The following is a 17,378-nucleotide window of genomic DNA, read 5'->3' on the forward strand; positions in this document are numbered from 1 at the left end:
AGGCTATAATCATCAGCTGTCATAGCCAAATATGAAAAAAATGCGATTTTTCAAGCGCAAAGCCGTAGTCAAGAACAACCAGACGCCGCTGCCGCCTCAGCTGGTCTCCCTGCTTCGCGAAGCATGGTGGCTGCTGATGGCGGTGGCGGCCGTCTACCTTGTACTGGTGCTTGCCAGCTACTCCCCGCTCGACTCCTCTTGGTCGCACAGTTCCTCCGACCCCACCGTCCGCAATTACGGCGGCGCGTTCGGGGCCTGGCTGTCGGACATGCTGCTGTACGTGTTCGGCTTTTCCACCTGGTGGCTGGTGGTGTTCTGCCTGGTGGCGATAGGCTGGGGCTACCGCCGCATCGAAAGCCTGGGCTTCAAGTTCAATCCCATCACCGCCGCCGCCGTAGGCGGCTTCGTGCTGTTGCTGGTATCCAGCTCCAGCTTCGAAGCCATCGTGCTGGACGGCAAGGCGCTGAAGCTGCCGCTGGACGCCGGCGGCATGTTCGGCCACTTCATCGGCAAGGGCATCGCCCACGGCCTGGGCCTGTCCGGCTCCTACCTGCTGTTGGGCGTGCTGTCCGCCATCGGCTTCTCGCTGTTCACCGGCCTGTCCTGGCTCAATCTGATGGAGCGCATCGGCACGTGGCTGGAGGAAGGCGTGGTCGGCCTGTGGCAGAGCTGGCAGGCGAAGAAGGACCGCGAGATCGGCAAGGAAACCGCGCAGAAGCGCGAGGAAAAGGTGTCGGTCGCCAAGAAGAAGATCGAGGAAACCGCACCGGTGCGCATCGAGCCGCCGGTGCTGGAAGTGCCGGTCTCGGCCAAGGCCCAGAAGCCGGTTCAGCAGTCGCTGTTCGCCGATCCCAAGGACGCCGCCCTGCCCGGCCTGAGCCTGCTGGACACGCCCAAGGAGCTGCTGGAAACGGTGTCGCAGGAAACGGTGGAATACACATCCAGGCTGATCGAGCGCAAGCTGGCCGACTTCGGCGTGGACGTCAAGGTGATCGCCGCCTATCCCGGCCCGGTGATCACCCGCTACGAGATCGAGCCCGCGGTCGGCGTCAAGGGCGCCCAGATCGTCAACCTGATGAAGGACCTGGCGCGCGCGTTGTCGCTGGTTTCCATCCGCGTGGTGGAAACCATTCCGGGCAAGACCTACATGGGCCTGGAGCTGCCCAATCCCAAGCGCCAGATCGTGAAGCTGACCGAGATCATCGGCTCGGACGGCTACCAGAACATGGCCTCGCGCCTGACCATGGCGCTGGGCAAGGACATCGCCGGCCAGCCCGTGTCGGCCGACCTGGCCAAGATGCCGCACGTGCTGGTGGCCGGCACCACCGGCTCCGGCAAATCGGTGGCGATCAACGCGATGATCCTGTCGCTGCTGTACAAGGCGACGCCGCAGGAAGTGCGGCTGATCATGGTGGACCCGAAAATGCTGGAACTGTCGGTGTATGAAGGCATTCCGCACCTGCTGGCCCCGGTGGTCACCGACATGAAGCAGGCCGCCAACGCGTTGAACTGGTGCGTGGGCGAGATGGAGCGCCGCTACAAGCTGATGTCCAAGCTAGGCGTGCGCAACCTGGCCGGTTTCAACCAAAAGATCAAGGACGCCGACAAGGCCGGCGAGAAGATCCCCAACCCGTTCAGCCTGACGCCGGAAACGCCGGAGCCGCTGGACACCCTGCCGCTGGTGGTGGTGGTGATAGACGAGCTCGCCGACCTGATGATGGTGGCCGGCAAGAAGATCGAGGAACTGATCGCCCGCCTGGCGCAAAAGGCCCGCGCCGCCGGCATCCACCTTATCCTGGCCACCCAGCGTCCGTCGGTGGACGTGATCACAGGCCTGATCAAGGCCAACATCCCGACACGGATCGCCTTCCAGGTATCCAGCAAGATCGACAGCCGCACCATTCTGGACCAGATGGGCGCGGAAGCGCTGCTGGGCCAGGGCGATATGCTGTACCTGCCGCCGGGCACCGGCTACCCCAACCGCGTACACGGCGCCTTCGTCTCCGACGAGGAAGTGCACCACGTGGTGGAATTCCTGAAAACCACCGGCGAGCCGAACTACGTCGAAGGCATCCTCACCGGACAGGCCGACGGCGACGACAACGCCAGTTCCGGCGGCCTGGACGGCGAATCGGACGGCGAATCCGACCCGCTGTACGACGAAGCCGTCGCCATCGTGGTGAAAACCCGCAAGGCGTCGATTTCCTCGGTCCAGCGCCACCTGCGCATCGGCTACAACCGGGCGGCCCGTCTGATCGAGCAGATGGAGGCCGCCGGCCTGGTATCCTCGATGGAAAGCAACGGCAACCGCACCGTGCTGGCGCCGGCCAGAGAAGACTGAGACCTCCACGGGCGCCGTTGCCGCGGCGCCCGCTTTCCCATAATAAAGGATGGCCATGCCCCGCTATCTGCCCGAACCCGCGTTCCGCCACGACTACACGCCCAAGACCGGCGTGCTGCTGATCAACCTGGGCACGCCGGACGCGCCCACCGCCCAGGCGCTGCGGCCCTACCTCAAGCAATTTCTATCCGATCCGCGCGTGATCGAGATTCCGCGCCTGCCCTGGTGGCTGATCCTCAACGGCATCATTCTGAACACCCGCCCCAAACAGTCGGCCCGAAAATACGCCAGCATCTGGACCAAGGAAGGCTCGCCGCTGCTGACCCACACCCGTAGCCAGGCCAAGCTGTTGAAGGGGCAGTTGGGCGAAATGGGCATGCGCGACCTGGTGGTCGACTACGCGATGCGTTACGGCAATCCATCCATCGAAAGCGTGATCGGCAAGATGCGGGAACAAGGCGTGGAGAGGCTGCTGCTGCTGCCGCTGTATCCGCAATACGCCGCCTCCTCCAGCGGCACCGCCCTGGACGAAGCCTTCCGCGCGCTGACCCGGCTGCGCAATATGCCTGACGTGCGCACGGTGCGGCACTTCCACGACGATCCCGGCTATATCGCCGCGCTGGCCGCCCGGATACGCCTGCACTTGCAATACGGGCAACAGCCGGACAAGCTGGTGATGAGTTTCCACGGCGTGCCGCGCTTCACCCGCGACAAGGGTGACCCATACCATTGCGAATGCCAGAAAACCGGGCGACTGCTGGCGGAAGCGCTTCAGCTGCGGGCGGATCAATACGTCATCAGTTTTCAAAGCCGCTTCGGCCGCACCGAATGGCTGAAACCGTATACCAGCGAAGTGCTGGCGGAGCTGGGCAAGGCTAAAACCGCCAAGGTGGACGTCGTCTGCCCCGGCTTTGTCGGCGACTGCCTGGAAACGCTGGAAGAAATCGCGATGGAAGGCAAGGAAACCTTCTTGAGCAGCGGCGGTGGCGAATTCCGCTACATCTCCTGTCTGAACGAAGACCCGCAATGGATAACCTCTCTTGCGACGATCGTCAGAAACAATCTGACCGGATGGACAGAAATCGAGACAGAAGATAGCCGCAAAAGAGCCGTCCTCGCCCATGACATGGGGGCATCCTCCTGACATCAACATAGGCCCCGCCGATTTTAATCGCGCCGCACAAATCTTTTAAAATCAGTCGGATAAGCTGAAAACACGGGCGTATGACCGAATGGCCATACGCCCGTTTTCAACTTGTTTGCCGCAAAATGCCAAGATTGGTCCTATATTCATTGAGTGCGCTTCGGGCCAGATTGACACCCTCGCAAACTGGTCACCATAATCAGTCGCAACTAACAGCCTCTTAATGGTGTTGTTGGTTTACCAAAGAGATCATCAAAGTCTACGCAGATAAGATTCAGGGGAACTCTCAATGAACAAATACGCTCGCTACAGCCTGATCGCCACCGCCGTCATCGCCATGAGCGCCTGCAGCAAGCAGGAACAACCGGCGACGGGCAGCCAGCCCGCCTCCGCTCCGAGCCAAGCCGCTGCCGGCGGCGAAACCGTGGTCAAGATCGGCCAAGTCTCGCCGATGTCCGGGCCGATCTCCCACCTGGGCAAGGACAACGAATACGGTGCCAAGCTCGCCATCGAAGACCTGAACGCCAAGGGCGTGGAAATCGGCGGCAAGAAGGTCAAGTTCGAACTGGTATCCGAGGATGACCAGGGCGATCCGAAAATCGGCACCCAGGTCGCGCAGCGCCTGGTGGACGCAGGCGTGGTCGGCGTGGTCGGCCACCTGAACTCCGGCACCACCATCCCGGCCTCCAAGATCTACTCCGACGCCGGCCTCCCGCAGATTTCCCCGTCCGCAACCAACCCGGACTACACCAAGCAAGGCTTCAAGACCACCTTCCGCGTGATCGCCAACGACGTGCAGCAGGGCAAGGCGCTGGGCGAATTCGCCGCCGGCACGCTGAACGCCAAGAAAATCGCGATCATCGACGACCGCACCGCCTACGGCCAGGGCCTGGCCGACCAGTTCGAAGGCGCGGTCAAGTCCAAGGGCGCTCAGGTGGTGAAACGCGAGTTCACCAACAACACCGCCACCGACTTCAACGCCATCCTCACCTCGATCAAGGCCTCCAACCCGGATCTGGTTTTCTACGGCGGCATGGATGCGCAAGCGGGCCCTCTGGCCAAGCAGATGCAGCGCCTGGGCCTGAAGGCCAAGCTGATGGGCGGCGACGGCTGGCAGACTCCGGAATTCGTCAAGCTGGCCGGCGACGCGTCCGAAGGCCAATACGCGTCCAGCTGCGGCATCTCGCGCGACAAGATGCCCGGCTTCAAGGCCTTCGACGAAAAGTTCAAGAAGGAATTCAACACCGACGTGCAGATCTACGCGCCGTTCGAATACGACGCTGTGATGGTGCTGGTGGACGCGATGAAGCGCGCCAAGTCCTACGATCCCAAGACCTATCTGTCTGAAGTCGGCAAAACCGACTATCTGGGCGTGACCGGCAAGATCGCCTTCGACGACAAGGGTGACATCAAGAACGGCGCCGTCACCGTCTACCAGGTGAAGAACGGCAAATGGGAAGTGGTGTCCACCGTCGGCGGCGAGGCTAAATAAACGCAGCCCCCCGGCTCCGCAACACAAGAGAGGCGCTTCGGCGCCTCTTTTCATTTTGCTGGCCAGCCGGGGCAGCCCCTCAATCTTGCAAGAACAGTCCCCCGCCGGATTTGGCGCAGCCTTCTTCGCGCCCTCTGCATGAAAACTCTGGCCAGATGCTGCTGACGCCCGGATGTCCTCACCTCAAGCACGCATCGCAGGCGCTCTGACGCCAATTTTGTTTTTCCGCCACATGAATCCGCCATTCCTACTGTTTTTTGATGCCAAAAATTGAATGAACGTTCGTTCATTATATGATTGAAAAAGCCACCTTTATACAAAGGAAACCGCATGACGCCCAAGCGCCAGCAGCAAACCGAAAACCGCCGCGGACAAATCGTCGAGGCGGCGCTTGCCTGTTTCATCGCCTCAGGCTTCCACCAGACCGGCATGCGCGACATCGCGGACGCCGCCGGCGTCAGCCTGGGCAATCTGTACAATCACTTCCCAAACAAGCAGGCCTTGATCGCGGAAATCGCCGCGATGGAAGCGCTGGAAAAACAGGACTTGATCGACGCGCTGGCGGCGGACCCAGCCGCCCCCGCCGTCCGGGGTTTCGCCGAAAGCTATCTGCGGCTGTGCGAGCGCCTGGAAGACGTCAGCCTGACCGCCGAAGTGCTGGCGGAAGCAGCGCGCGATTCCGAGCTGGCCCGGCTGTTCGCAGCCAACCGCCGTCGCCTGGCCAGCGCCCTGGCCGATGCCTTGCGCCGCGGCGCCGAACAGGGAGACATAGACAACGGCCTGCCCTTTGCCGCCTGCGCCCACTGGCTGCTGGACGCGCTTGAAGGCTGCGCCGTCAATCGCGCCCTGCTGGGCGCCCAACTGGACGACGTTGACATCTCGGCCTTGATCGACAAGCTATTGTCGCCCTCGGGAGGAAAACGATGAGCCCGCGCCCCAACCGTCTGGACGGCCTGGACCTGGCCCGTTGCCTGGCCCTGATCGGCATGGTGCTGGTCAACTTTCGCCTGGCGATCGCACCCTTCCCGTCCGCCCAAGACCCGCTGCTGTCCTGGTTCTCGCTGCTTGAGGGACGATCCGCGGCCACCTTCGTCACCTTGGCCGGCATTGGCCTGGGCCTGGCCACCGCGCGGCTGGCTCGCGTCCAGGCCATAAGCCAGACCTGCCGGCGCGCCGTGTTCCTGCTGGCGGTCGGGCTGCTCAACTTCACCTTGTTCCCCGCCGACATCATCCATTACTACGCCTTCTATTTCTTCGCCGCCTGCCTGTTGCTGAAACTGCCTGAGCGATGGCTGCTGGCAGCGCTGTGCCTGACGTTGGCGGCGGCCTTCACGATGCAACTAACGCTGGACTATGGACATGGCTGGAACTGGGACACCCTCAGCTACGAAGGCTTCTGGACGCCTCTAGGCTTCGCGCGCAACCTGCTGCTCAATGGCTGGCATCCAGTGTTGCCTTGGCTGGGCTTTGCGATATGGGGGCTATGGCTGTCGCGGCAATCCTTGGCCAGCTCCGACACGCAATGGAAGCTGATGGCGGGCGGCGCGCTGCTGGCGCTGGCCAGCGGCCTGCTGTCGGCCTGGCTGCAGGATTTGTCGCCCGCTCGGCTTTCGCCGTTTCTGGGAACGAAGCCATTGCCGCCCGGGCCGCTGTACATGCTGAACGCAGGCGGCATCGCCAGCGCGGCGATAGGCGGCTGCCTGGCGCTGGCGTCGCGCCCTGTCTTGGCCGCCCGGCTCGCGCCGCTGCTGGCGGCGGGCCGGCAAACGCTGACGCTGTACATCGCCCACATCCTGATCGGCATGGGCGTTCTGGAGGAAATGGGATGGCTGGACAGCGGCGAGCTCGCGCGGGTGCCGCCGGCGGCCGCGCTGTATTGCGCCGCCGCCGTGGCCTTCGCCTGGCTATGGTCCAAGCGCTTCCGCCACGGCCCGCTGGAATGGCTGATGCGGCGCGTCTGCGACCGGCCCGCGCCTTGAAAATCGCCTACTTCCGGCAGAAAACCATCCTGCCGGAAGGCAAGGTCTTCGTAACTCTCAGTCCCGGAAGCTGACTTCCTGCTTCATCATCGCGGCCATGCCGGCCTTTTGGATATCTTCCGAGATCAGCATCGCCGCGTTCCAGCCAGCGACGAACTGCAGCCCGTCGGCCACGCTGTGGTCGCGGCTGTAATTCATCACTTCCTTGCTGCCTCTGACTGCCAGCGGTGACTTGCCCGCAATCAGCTTCGCGCTCTGCAACGCGGCGGCCAACACGGCGTCGGCATCCGCCAGCACGCGGTTGACCAGGCCGACCTCCAGCGCCTCCTCGGCCACCATATCGCGGCCAGTCAGCGCCAGCTCGCGAGCCACGCCCTCTCCCACCACACGCGGCAGGCGCTGCAGAGAGCCGACGTCGGCCACCATGCCCAAATCCACCTCGCGCACGCCGAACACCGCGCCCTCGGCGGCGAAACGGAAATCCGCCGCCAGCGCGATATCCAGACCGCCGCCCAGGCAGGCGCCGTGTATCGCGGCGATCACCGGCTTGCGGCAGCGCTCCAGGCTGGTCACACAATCCTGCAGATCCAGGATCAAGCGGCGCAGCTTGTCGCGCTTGCGGCCTTCGCACTCGTCCTGGATGCTGGATTGCAACCCCACCAGCATCGCCAGATCGATGCCGGAACAGAAATGCTTGCCGCTGCCGGCCAGCACCACGGCGCGGACGCCGGGCTCGCCATCGGCCCAATCCAGCGCGGCGCGCAAATCCTGCCACATCTGCAGGTTCAGCGCATTGGCCTTGTCGGGGCGGTTGAAACGCAGCAGAGCGACCTTATCGTCCAGCTCCACTGACAGGGTTTGCAGATTGATCATGCCGCTTTCGCCTCCGGACGTTTCTTGGGAACCCAGGCCCACAGCATCTCACAGACGATGGGGGACTCGCCGGATTCGTCGGTCACCAGCACCTCCACCAGCACCTCGCCCTTTTCCTGCTCGTACATGGTCTGGATCTGCTGCGGCGTCAGCGTCGCCACGGCCTTCATGTCGCCCTGGGAACGCTTGACATAATTGACTTTCATCGACTTGAGCAGCATCAGCTTGTCGTCCGGCATGTTCATGCCCACCACGAAGCCGGTGGATGTCTCGGCCAGCAGCGCCATCGCCGCCGCATGCACGCCGCGGATGTGGTTCTGCACCTTCTTGCGGTTGCGGATCGATACCGTCAGCCTGTCATGGCCGACCTCTTCGAACCGCAGCCCGGCCGTCGACAGGAAGGGAACGATCTTGCCGAACATCATTGACAGCACTGGCCGGCGCCAGCCAACCGGCAAGCGGCCCACCTTGTCGGCGATCCGGCTCATGCTGTTCTTTCTGTACTCCATGCTACCCCCTTTGTTGTTCTCGTGCTGTCTGCGCCCGGCTTGCCGCCGGCCGCTTATTCTTGCGTCTCGGGCATGCCCAGCGTAGTCCTGACCTGGCTCTTCAAAAGCGGCAGCGCGCCATCGTCGATGCGCGCCAGCTGCAGCCCGCCCTGCAGCGCGGAAAACAGCATCATGCCGACGGCCTCAGGCGTCCCGGCGTATGCCATCCGCTCTGTGTCCCGCCCCAGCCTGACGATGGCCACCGCCCATTGCCGCATCTCGTCGATGAAGGCCGAGGCCTCCTCGCGCATGTCGTCAGGCAGGGTCTGGAACTCGGTGCTGAGGATGCCGCTCGGACAGATCTGCTTGTGCTGCAGGTAATATTGGTCCGACAAGCCGAAATACGCCTCCAGCCGGCGGGCGGCGTCCCACTCTCCCTGTTGCTCGATGAAACGCTGGAAACGGCGGCGGTAACGCTGGATCAGCGCCACGCCCAGATCGCTTTTCTTGGGAAAGTGGTAGTGGATGGCCGCGTTGCGCACGCCCAGCGCGCTGCTGATGTGCTGATAGCTGAAACCGTTGAAGCCGCGCGTCAGCAGCAGCTCCTCGGCCAGGTCGAGTATGCGCTTGCGGGTGTCGTTCTTGCTGTCGGAACCATTATGCATCAGGCCACTCTACTTACTGGTCAGTAAGGTGTCAATCGGCCCGCCGGCGGGGCATCTTGCCCTCTCAGGCCGCGCATGCCCTAAAATACAAGCGACACTCTTTCCCATTCGCGCCTTCGCGCGCGACCACTCTGGTAGAACATGACCGAACACACCGTTCCCGACCTGGAATCCTCTTTGCGCCAGCTGTGCGAAACACCCGGCCAGACCGAAGCGCTGGCGGCGCTGATCGCCGCGCTGCGCCCCGGCGACCGCCAGCCGGCTCTGCAAGCCACCGTCAATCTGCAGGCCTTGTCCTTCCTGCTCGAGCATCACGCCGAATTCCGCGAAGCCCTGCGCCAGGCGCTCTGCACCTTGCTGGCGGAAAGCCGGCAAATCCCGCTGTACACCGACGCAGGCATCCTGGCCAATGATGGTTTCGGCACCACGCTGCTGCACCGCCTGGGCGAGCGCGCGCTGCCCATGCCCTACAATCCCGATTCGCTGCGCGACCGCTTCGGCCTGCTGTTCAGCGACAAGCAGGACTATCTGTGGCTGGAAACCGTGCCCGACGCCACCTGGCACGCGCTGTGGCGGGCGATGGCCTGGCAGGAATCGCCGCGCCAGGACAGCGAACGCCAGACCCGGCTGCAATTGCTGGAGTCGGTGCAGGTGCTGTCCGCCCGCATCACCGCCATCGGCCTGGAGCCGGAGCTGGTGCGCGTCTGCCCCGAGGTGGAGCGTTTCGCGTCGCCCTTCATGCATCTGAACGCCGAGGTGCAGCGCTATGTCGATGGTTACCGCCAGGCCTTGATCGACGGCGTCGAGCCGCCCGAGGACGAGAAACAGGTACTAGTGCTGCTGGACCAATGCGAGGCCATCCTGGGCAAAGTCCGCAAAAACGCGGCCCGTTACGGCATCTCGGTCAATCTGACTTATCACGGCCTGCGGCTGGCGCAGAGCATCGCCCGGCTGCGCGCGCTGCTGGAGCTGCTGTCGCCCGGACACAACCCGGCCGAGCGGCCGCAGCTGTTCCAGCTGCTGGTGGATTTCGCCCGCGCGGAAAACCGCAAGTACAGCCTGCGCGATCTATTCAAGTCCAACACCGAGCTGCTGGCGCTGCAAGTAACCGAGCACGCCGGCCGCCAGGGCGAGCACTACATCGCCGAAGACCGCAAGGAATGGTCGCGGATGGGCAAGGCGGCGATGGGCGCCGGCCTGCTCGTCGGCTTCATGGCGCTGATCAAGCTGATGCTGGCGCGCAGCCACTTGCCGCTGCTGTGGGAAGGCATCGCCTTCGGCCTCAATTACGCGATCGGCTTCATCATCGTGCAGATCCTGCACTTCACCATCGCCACCAAGCAGCCGGCGATGACGGCGGCCCGGCTGGCTGCCGTGCTGCAAGCCCAATACGGCCGCAAGAAGCAGCTGGAAGAGCTGTCGGAGCTGATCGTCAAGGTGGTGCGCACGCAATTCGTCGCCATCATGGGCAACGTGCTGCTGGCCATTCCCACCGCGGCGCTGATCGCGCTGGCCTGGAACGCGCTGTTCGGCGCGCCGGTGGTGGACGCGGCCAAGGCGCAAAAGTTGCTGCACGAGATCGATCCGGTGCACAGCCTGGCGCTGCCGCACGCCGCCATCGCCGGCGTGTTCCTGTTCCTGTCGGGCCTGATCGCCGGCTACTACGACAACAAGGCGATCTACCGCCGCATACCGGAACGCATCGCCAACCACCGCCTGCTCAAGCGCATGCTGGGCGAAAACCGCGCCTGGCGGCTGGGCAACTACATCGAGCACAATCTGGGGGCGCTGGCCGGCAACTTCTACTTCGGCATGTTTCTGGGCCTCACCGGCACCGTGGGCACGATACTGGGCCTGCCGCTGGACATCCGCCACATCACGTTCTCGTCGGCCAACCTGGCCTTCGCCAGCGTGTCGCTGGATTTCCAGGTGCCGCTGTCCGCCGTGCTGCTGGGTTGCGCCGGGGTGGCATTGATCGGCCTCGTCAACCTGGGGGTCAGCTTCTTCCTGGCGCTGTGGGTGGCGTTGCGCTCGCGCAAACTGTCCGGTTCGCTGTTGCTGCCCTTGATCCCGATGCTGGCCAAGCGTTTCCTGCGCCGGCCACTGAGCTTCTTCGTGCCGCCCCCCCTCCTGCCCGCCCCCGCCGCGGAAACGCCGCCGCTGGACGAAACCCGCGGATAAAGCAGGCTGCCGGCGGACGCAAACGCGCCCGCCGGACTCATCCCTTGGCCAGCTCCCTCGCCAAGCGATCGGCGGCGCGCCAGGAGAAAGCGTAAATGGACAGCTGGGGGTTGGCGCCGATGCTGGTCGGAAAAATCGACCCGTCCAGCACCGCGAGGTTTCGCCATTCCCAGTGATTGCCCCAGTCGTCCAGCACCGATCGGGCGGGATCGTCGCCCATCGCCATGCCGCCCATCACGTGGGCGCTGACCAGCCTGGCCTGCAGTGCCTGCAAGGGCAAACCTTCTATCATCTCTCTGGCCCGCCTCCAGCTCGACACCGGTTGCGCGCGCTCATGCAGCGGCATCGCCAGGCTGGCGCCAGCGGCGAACTGCAACTCGGCCATCGCCAGCCAGCTGCGCCGCACGCCATCCCAGATCACGTCGTTGAGCGGGTAATCCAGCACCGGCGAACCATCGCCGCGCAGCTTCACCTCCCCGCCCCGGCTATCCGGATGAAAACCGTCGCGCAGCAAGGCCAATGTCGCATGCAGATGCGGCAGCTGTTGCAAAAGCTGCAATTGCTCGATGCCGAAGCCCGGAAAGGTGACGCTGGCGAGCAAGGGATGGATGGGCGGCACTTCCAGCTTGAAGCCCAGCGGCCCGTCCAGCGGCTGCGTGTGCATGTAGTGATCGGAGTAAACCGTTTGCGGCGCGCCATTGTAAGGCTCCACCATTTCCGGCATCAGCGCCGCGCTCAGCGCCACCGGGTGCAGAAAGGTGCGCTTGCCGGTCTGGCCGGCGGCATCCGCCAGACCGCTGCGCAGCATGATGGCCGGCGTGCCGATGGCGCCCGCGGCCAGCACCACCTGCCGCGCCCGCACGCTGAAGCGGCGGCCGGTCGGCGTGTTGCCGTCGGCGCCGAGCAGGCTGCCCTGAACGGACGCGATGCGCTTGCCGCCCGGGTCCGCCAGCAGCCTGTCCACGCGCGCCCGGCAAAGCAGCCTGGCGCCATGGGACAAGGCATCGGGAATGCAGGTGACCAGCATCGACTGCTTGGCGTTGGTGGGGCAGCCCATGCCGCAATAGCCCAGATTCCAGCAGCCTTTCACATTGCGGGCGATGCGGGCATGCCGCAGGCCCAGCGCCTGGCAGCCGCGCTCCAGCACCAGATTGTTGCCGTTGGGCTCTGCCTGCCAGGGGCCGATGCCCAGCCGCTGCTCCGCCTTGTCGAACCATGGGCGCATGCTTTCGACGGACAAGGTCGCCAGCCCGTGGTTTTCCTGCCACCACAGCAAGGTGTCCGGCGGCGTGCGGAAGCTGCTGGTCCAGTTGACCGTAGTGCCGCCGCCCACCGTCCGCCCCTGCAAAACGGTGATGCCTTTATCCAGCGTCTGCCGGCTGGCGGACTCCTGATACAGCTCCGGATAGGCCTTGGCTTCCAGCAGACGGAAGTCGCTGGAGCTGTATAACCCACCCTCCTCCAGCAGCAGCACCTTCAACCCGGCCCGGCTGAGCACCTCCGCCGCGATGCCGCCCCCGGCGCCGCTGCCGATGATCGCCACATCGGCCTCCAGCGCCAGGTCCTTGTCTTGCCTGGCGCCGTCCAACACCTTCCAGCCGCTTGCCAGGCCCTCCCGCACAGGATCGGGTATCTTGCCGCTCAAGGCAGCATCTCCATCACCGCCGCCGGCTGCCGGTAGCCTAGCGCCGGCCAGCTGGCCGGATTGCCGTACCAGCCGGCATGAATCAGCCGGTGAAGGCCTTGGTAGGCGCTGCACTGCAGGGCGAAACGGCTCTCTCGCCAACGCTGCAGGAATTGCGTCAATTCCAGCGAGGTGGCCAGTTGCCAGGGAGAGCGCACGCCGGCCAGCCAGCGCCGCGCCCAGCGGTTGCCGAGAAGATCGAACAGCTGGCGCACTTCGCGCTGCGTCGCGGACGGCAGGCCCGCCACCGCCCGATCCACTCCCGCCGCCACCGCAGACGCCGGCACGCCAGGCAGCCCCAGCAGCACCGGCGCCAGCGCGGAAACGATTTGCGCGTCGAGCGGCGTCAGCCATTCCAGTTTCCCGCCTGCCGCGGGACGAGGATCGGCCGTCGGCGCCGCCCAATACCCCGCCAGCAGCAAAGCGGCGCTTCCCAGCGCGCCCGCCTGCAGAAATTGGCGACGACTGGCCATCAACGCAGCATCAGTTTCAGCAGCCATTCCACTGCCGCGCCGTAGGGCGGACGCGTCAGCCAGGCGCCGGAAAAACGGCTCTGGCGGAATACCGGCTTGAGTTTGGAAAAGGTCAGAAAGCCTTCGCGGCCGTGGTAATGGCCCATGCCGGATGGCCCCACGCCGCCGAATGGCAGATCTTCCTGCACCACGTGCAACAGCGTGTCATTGATGCTGACACCGCCGGAAATCGTCTCCTGCAGCACCCGGTCGATGCGCAATGGATCGTCATCGAACAGATACAGCGCCAGCGGCCTCGGCCGGGCGTTCACATAAGCCAGCGCCTCGTCGAACTTGTCGTAGGCCACCACCGGCAGGATCGGGCCGAAGATTTCCTCCTGCATCAGCGCGCAATCCTCCGGGCAGCGCTGCACCAGGGTCAGCGGCAGCTTGCGGACCGCGGCCAGCTCCTCGCCGGCCGGGTTGATCTCGTCGATGCGGGCGCCGGCCTCTCGCGCGCCCTCCAGCCAGCCCCGCAAACGCTGGTAATGCCTGTCGTTGACGATGGCACTGTAATCGGGATTGCTCGCCAGGGTGGGATAAGCGCGCTTGGCGGCCTCACGCACCTCGTCCAGCAGCAACGCGCAATCCTTGTCGTTGACCAGCACGTAATCCGGCGCCACGCAGGTCTGGCCGGCGTTCATCATCTTGCCGGCAACGATGGCCTCCGCCGCGCGCTTGAGATTGGCGCCGCGCGCCACCAGCGCCGGCGATTTGCCGCCCAGCTCCAGCGTCACCGGGGTCAGGTTTTCCGCCGCGGCGCGCATCACGTGGCGGCCCACCGTGGTGGAGCCGGTGAACAACAGATGGTCGAACGGCAGCCGGACAAAAGCCTGGGCCAGCTCCGGCCCGCCATTCACCACAGCCAGCAGGTCGTCGCCGAAATGCTGGCGAGCCAGCCGCTGCAGCAGCTCCCCGGTGGCGGGCGTGTATTCCGACATCTTCACCATTACCCGGTTGCCGGCCGCCAGCGCCGCGATGATCGGGCCGAAAGCCAGGAACAGCGGGTAATTCCACGGCACCACCACGCCCACCACGCCCAGCGGCTGGGGATGCACGCTGGCGCTGGCAGGCGCGAACCAGAACGAAACGCCGCGCCGGCGCGGCTTCATCCAATTTTTCAGATGGCGGCGGGCATGGCGCACGCCCTCCAGAGACGGGAACAGTTCGGCCAGGCGGGTTTCCACGCTGCTGCGCTGGCCGAAATCGAGATTGACCGCATCCACCAGCGCCTGGAGGTTTTCCTGGATCAGGCGCTCCAGCGCGTTCAACCAGGACTTGCGGGTTTCCTGCGAGGGGCAAGGCGCGGCGCGGGCGACTGTATTGAGCCGGGTAAAAGCGTCCAGCAGCGCGCTTTCTTCTTGTGAGGGTATCTTGATGGCATCCATAGTAATTATCCTTGTTGATACCAGCCAAACAAACGTTTAGAGCCTGTGCTCTAGCCAAGATTAGCACCAGCCCGCCTTACTGTCATCACACCCGCATATCATGCGCCGCGGCTTCGGCGAAATCGCCTTGCCGCTCAACCCCTCAATCGGCGTCCTGCGCCAGCCGCCACTCTCGCGGCGTCATCCCGCACTGCGCCTTGAATGCCCGCGACAGCGCGGCCTCGCTGCCGTAGCCGACCTCGATGGCGATCATTTTCAAGCGCCGGCCCTGCCTTAGCGCCTGCTGCGCCAACCTGATCCGCCAGCCTTGCAAGTACGCGCCCGAGGTGCAGCCGACAACATCGCGGAAACTGCCGGCGAAAACGCTGCGCGACATCCCCGCGATGTCGGCCAGCCCTTCCAGCGACCACTCCCACTCAGGCTGCTCATGCATCGCTACCAGCGCTTTTCTCAACTTGGGATGAGACATCCCGGCCAGCATGCCGCCGCGGAGCTCGCCGGTTTCCATCAAATGCCTCAGCAGCTGAACCAGCACAACCTCGAACAGCCGGTCGACCACCACATGCCGGCCGCAATTGTCGCTGAAAGCCTCATCGAACAGCATTGCCAACACTGGCGCGGCCCCGGCGATGCGGTCCAACGGCAGGCAGACGATATCCGGCAACGCCGCCACGATGGGGTTTTCCGCTCCGCCATCGAAATGCAGCTCCGCGCAGGCCAGATCGGCGCCGCCATGCTCATCCGAGACAAAGCGGCGCGGCATCGGACGCGGATAAAACAATAGGCTGGGAACGTTCACATGCAGGTCGGCCGATCGTCCGGCATGAATCACATCCACGGTCCCCGCCCTGACCAAGTGCAGCTGGCCTCCGTCGCCAGGACGGGAAAAATCGGTGACGCCGCACAAGGCGCCGGAATGGAACATCCGCGCGCGAACCGGGAAGCGATTCAACAGCGCATCCAGCCTATCGACACATGCCTCAGCCATTTCAAAACTCTCGATCAAATTTTCAGGACTTTATGCAGCTTATCGTATTTTTCATTGGCGTAAAGTGGTTCCTGCCAAACGGCTCAACGCAAACCCGCCAAATCATCAGGAGCGCACCATGTCGATTGAAAAGATTCTGTACCGCACTCAGGCCACCGTCAGCGGCGGCCGCGAAGGAAACGCCGAGTCCCCGGACGGCGCGCTGAAAATCCAGCTGTCCACGCCGCGCGAACTCGGCGGCGCCGGCGGCCCCGGCACCAATCCCGAGCAGCTGTTCGCCGCCGGCTATGCGGCCTGCTTCCTGGGATCGATGAAGTTCGTCGCGGCCAAGCAAAAAATGACGCTGCCGGCCGAAGCCAGCGTGACAGCCGCCGTCGGCATCGGCCTCATCCCCAGCGGTTTCGGCATCGAGGCCGAGCTGCGGATCAGCCTGCCAGGCCTGGCGATCGAGGACGCTCAGGCCTTGGTCGAACAGGCTCACATCGTCTGCCCTTACTCCCACGCCACCCACGGCAACATCGACGTGCGCCTGAGCCTCGTGTGAACCGACTCTCGACAACCCAAACTCAAGGAATCGCCATGAAACCGAAACTCACCATCGCTGCCGCGGCCGCCTCCGCGCTGATCGCAGGCTCCGCGCTGGCCGCTGGCAGCCCAGGCGTCGAACGCAATACCCAAGCCTTCCTCGAAGCCCTGGCCAAGAGCGGCGGCCAGCCGCTGGAAACGCTGTCTCCCGCCGCCGCGCGCCAGGTTTTGATCGGCGCGCAGCAAGGCGCCAAGCTGCCGCCGGCCGATGTCAGCGAGAAAACCATCACCGCCGACGGCAAGCCATTGAAACTGACTATCGTGCGCCCAGTCGGCGCCAAGGGCATCCTGCCTGCCTTCATGTTCTTCCACGGCGGCGGCTGGATTCTGGGCGATTACCCCACCCATGAACGCCTGGTGCGCGACTTGGTGGCGGAATCCGGCGCGGTGGCCGTGTTCGTCAACTACACGCCGTCGCCCGAAGCTCGCTATCCGGTGGCGATCCAGCAGGCCTATGCCGCGACCAAGTGGGTGGCCGAGCACGGCGATCAGATCCAGGTCGACGGCAAGCGCCTAGCAGTGGCGGGCAATAGCGTGGGCGGCAATATGGCGACGGCGGTCGCCTTGATGGCCAAAGCTGACGGCGGACCCAAGCTGCGCGCCCAAGTGCTGTTCTGGCCGGTAACCGACGCCGGTTTCGAAAGCGCGTCGTACAACGAATTCGCCGACGGGCACTTCCTGACCAAGCCGATGATGAAGTGGTTCTGGGACGCCTATACCGCCGATCCGCAGCAACGCCACGAAATCTACGCCTCGCCGTTGCAGGCCGCGCCGCAGCAGCTGCAGGGCTTGCCGCCCGCGCTGGTGCAGACCGCGGAGAAGGACGTGCTGCGCGACGAGGGCGAGGCCTACGCCCGCAAGCTGGACGCAGCCGGCGTCGATGTGGTGGCCACCCGCTACAACGGGATGATCCACGATTTCGGCTTGCTCAATGCCTTGTCTAGCCTGCCCGCCACGCGCGCGGCCCTGCATCAGGCCGCCGAGGAGCTGAAGTCCCGTCTTCGCTAAACCACGCCGCCGCGCCCAAACCTGACCCGGTTTCGGCGCGGTCCGCCCAT

15 protein-coding genes are annotated in these 17,378 nt (G+C 64.5%); 8 read left to right on the top strand and 7 right to left on the bottom strand.

The genetic code is table 11. The annotated features are described in order from the left end of the window. Window positions 1-40 precede the first annotated feature (40 nt). From ACX17K_RS02125 to ACX17K_RS02145, 5 genes are all read left to right on the top strand, one after another. Window positions 41-2,341, top strand: coding sequence for a DNA translocase FtsK (locus ACX17K_RS02125; protein WP_269209047.1), 2,301 nt, complete (start codon window positions 41-43; stop codon window positions 2,339-2,341). A gap of 55 nt (window positions 2,342-2,396) precedes the next feature. Then, the gene (gene hemH, locus ACX17K_RS02130) at window positions 2,397-3,485 is read left to right on the top strand and encodes a ferrochelatase (protein WP_493773488.1); all 1,089 of its coding nucleotides are present in this window, start codon (window positions 2,397-2,399) and stop codon (window positions 3,483-3,485) included. Between the two features lie 289 nt (window positions 3,486-3,774). Continuing rightward, window positions 3,775-4,977: a branched-chain amino acid ABC transporter substrate-binding protein gene (locus ACX17K_RS02135; protein ID WP_493773489.1), complete on the top strand. Its 1,203-nt coding sequence runs from the start codon at window positions 3,775-3,777 to the stop codon at window positions 4,975-4,977. 330 nt (window positions 4,978-5,307) lie between these two features. Continuing rightward, entirely contained in the window at window positions 5,308-5,904 is a 597-nt protein-coding gene (locus ACX17K_RS02140) for a TetR/AcrR family transcriptional regulator (protein WP_493773490.1), read from the top strand. After that, the gene (locus tag ACX17K_RS02145; RefSeq protein ID WP_493773491.1) at window positions 5,901-6,956 is read left to right on the top strand and encodes a DUF418 domain-containing protein; all 1,056 of its coding nucleotides are present in this window, start codon (window positions 5,901-5,903) and stop codon (window positions 6,954-6,956) included. Before ACX17K_RS02140 ends, ACX17K_RS02145 begins: the two co-directional genes overlap by 4 nt. 57 nt (window positions 6,957-7,013) lie before the next feature. Here ACX17K_RS02145 and ACX17K_RS02150 read toward each other — a convergent pair whose 3' ends face one another. From ACX17K_RS02150 to ACX17K_RS02160, 3 genes are all read right to left on the bottom strand, one after another. Continuing rightward, on the bottom strand, window positions 7,014-7,829 hold the full coding sequence (locus tag ACX17K_RS02150; protein ID WP_493773492.1) for a crotonase/enoyl-CoA hydratase family protein: 816 nt from the start codon (window positions 7,827-7,829) through the stop codon (window positions 7,014-7,016). Further along, entirely contained in the window at window positions 7,826-8,317 is a 492-nt protein-coding gene (locus ACX17K_RS02155) for a DUF4442 domain-containing protein (protein WP_234004395.1), read from the bottom strand. Before ACX17K_RS02155 ends, ACX17K_RS02150 begins: the two co-directional genes overlap by 4 nt. A gap of 74 nt (window positions 8,318-8,391) precedes the next feature. Further along, complete coding sequence (locus ACX17K_RS02160; protein WP_231154216.1) at window positions 8,392-8,982, bottom strand: TetR/AcrR family transcriptional regulator; 591 nt, start codon at window positions 8,980-8,982, stop codon at window positions 8,392-8,394. A gap of 141 nt (window positions 8,983-9,123) precedes the next feature. On the opposite strand from ACX17K_RS02160, the gene ACX17K_RS02165 reads away from it, so the two are divergent. Then, entirely contained in the window at window positions 9,124-11,163 is a 2,040-nt protein-coding gene (locus ACX17K_RS02165) for a site-specific recombinase (protein WP_493773493.1), read from the top strand. Between the two features lie 37 nt (window positions 11,164-11,200). On the opposite strand, the gene ACX17K_RS02170 is transcribed toward ACX17K_RS02165, so the two are convergent. From ACX17K_RS02170 to ACX17K_RS02185, 4 genes are all read right to left on the bottom strand, one after another. Further along, window positions 11,201-12,808 (bottom strand): GMC family oxidoreductase, encoded by a 1,608-nt coding sequence (locus ACX17K_RS02170; RefSeq protein ID WP_493773494.1) that lies wholly within the window; start codon window positions 12,806-12,808, stop codon window positions 11,201-11,203. After that, entirely contained in the window at window positions 12,805-13,320 is a 516-nt protein-coding gene (locus ACX17K_RS02175; protein WP_493773495.1) for a twin-arginine translocation signal domain-containing protein, read from the bottom strand. Before ACX17K_RS02175 ends, ACX17K_RS02170 begins: the two co-directional genes overlap by 4 nt. Beyond that, window positions 13,320-14,747, bottom strand: coding sequence for a coniferyl aldehyde dehydrogenase (locus ACX17K_RS02180; RefSeq protein ID WP_493773496.1), 1,428 nt, complete (start codon window positions 14,745-14,747; stop codon window positions 13,320-13,322). The genes ACX17K_RS02175 and ACX17K_RS02180 overlap by 1 nt, the downstream gene beginning before the upstream one ends. A gap of 142 nt (window positions 14,748-14,889) precedes the next feature. Beyond that, the gene (locus tag ACX17K_RS02185; protein WP_493773497.1) at window positions 14,890-15,735 is read right to left on the bottom strand and encodes an AraC family transcriptional regulator; all 846 of its coding nucleotides are present in this window, start codon (window positions 15,733-15,735) and stop codon (window positions 14,890-14,892) included. 118 nt (window positions 15,736-15,853) lie between these two features. On the opposite strand from ACX17K_RS02185, the gene ACX17K_RS02190 reads away from it, so the two are divergent. After that, on the top strand, window positions 15,854-16,279 hold the full coding sequence (locus tag ACX17K_RS02190) for an organic hydroperoxide resistance protein (RefSeq protein ID WP_493773498.1): 426 nt from the start codon (window positions 15,854-15,856) through the stop codon (window positions 16,277-16,279). Between the two features lie 35 nt (window positions 16,280-16,314). After that, a complete protein-coding gene (locus ACX17K_RS02195) occupies window positions 16,315-17,328 on the top strand; it encodes an alpha/beta hydrolase (protein WP_493773499.1) in 1,014 nt (337 codons plus the stop codon). The last annotated feature ends 50 nt before the right edge of the window (window positions 17,329-17,378 follow it).

The sequence above is a fragment of the Chromobacterium sp. INPA-IVC genome, assembly GCF_059047085.1.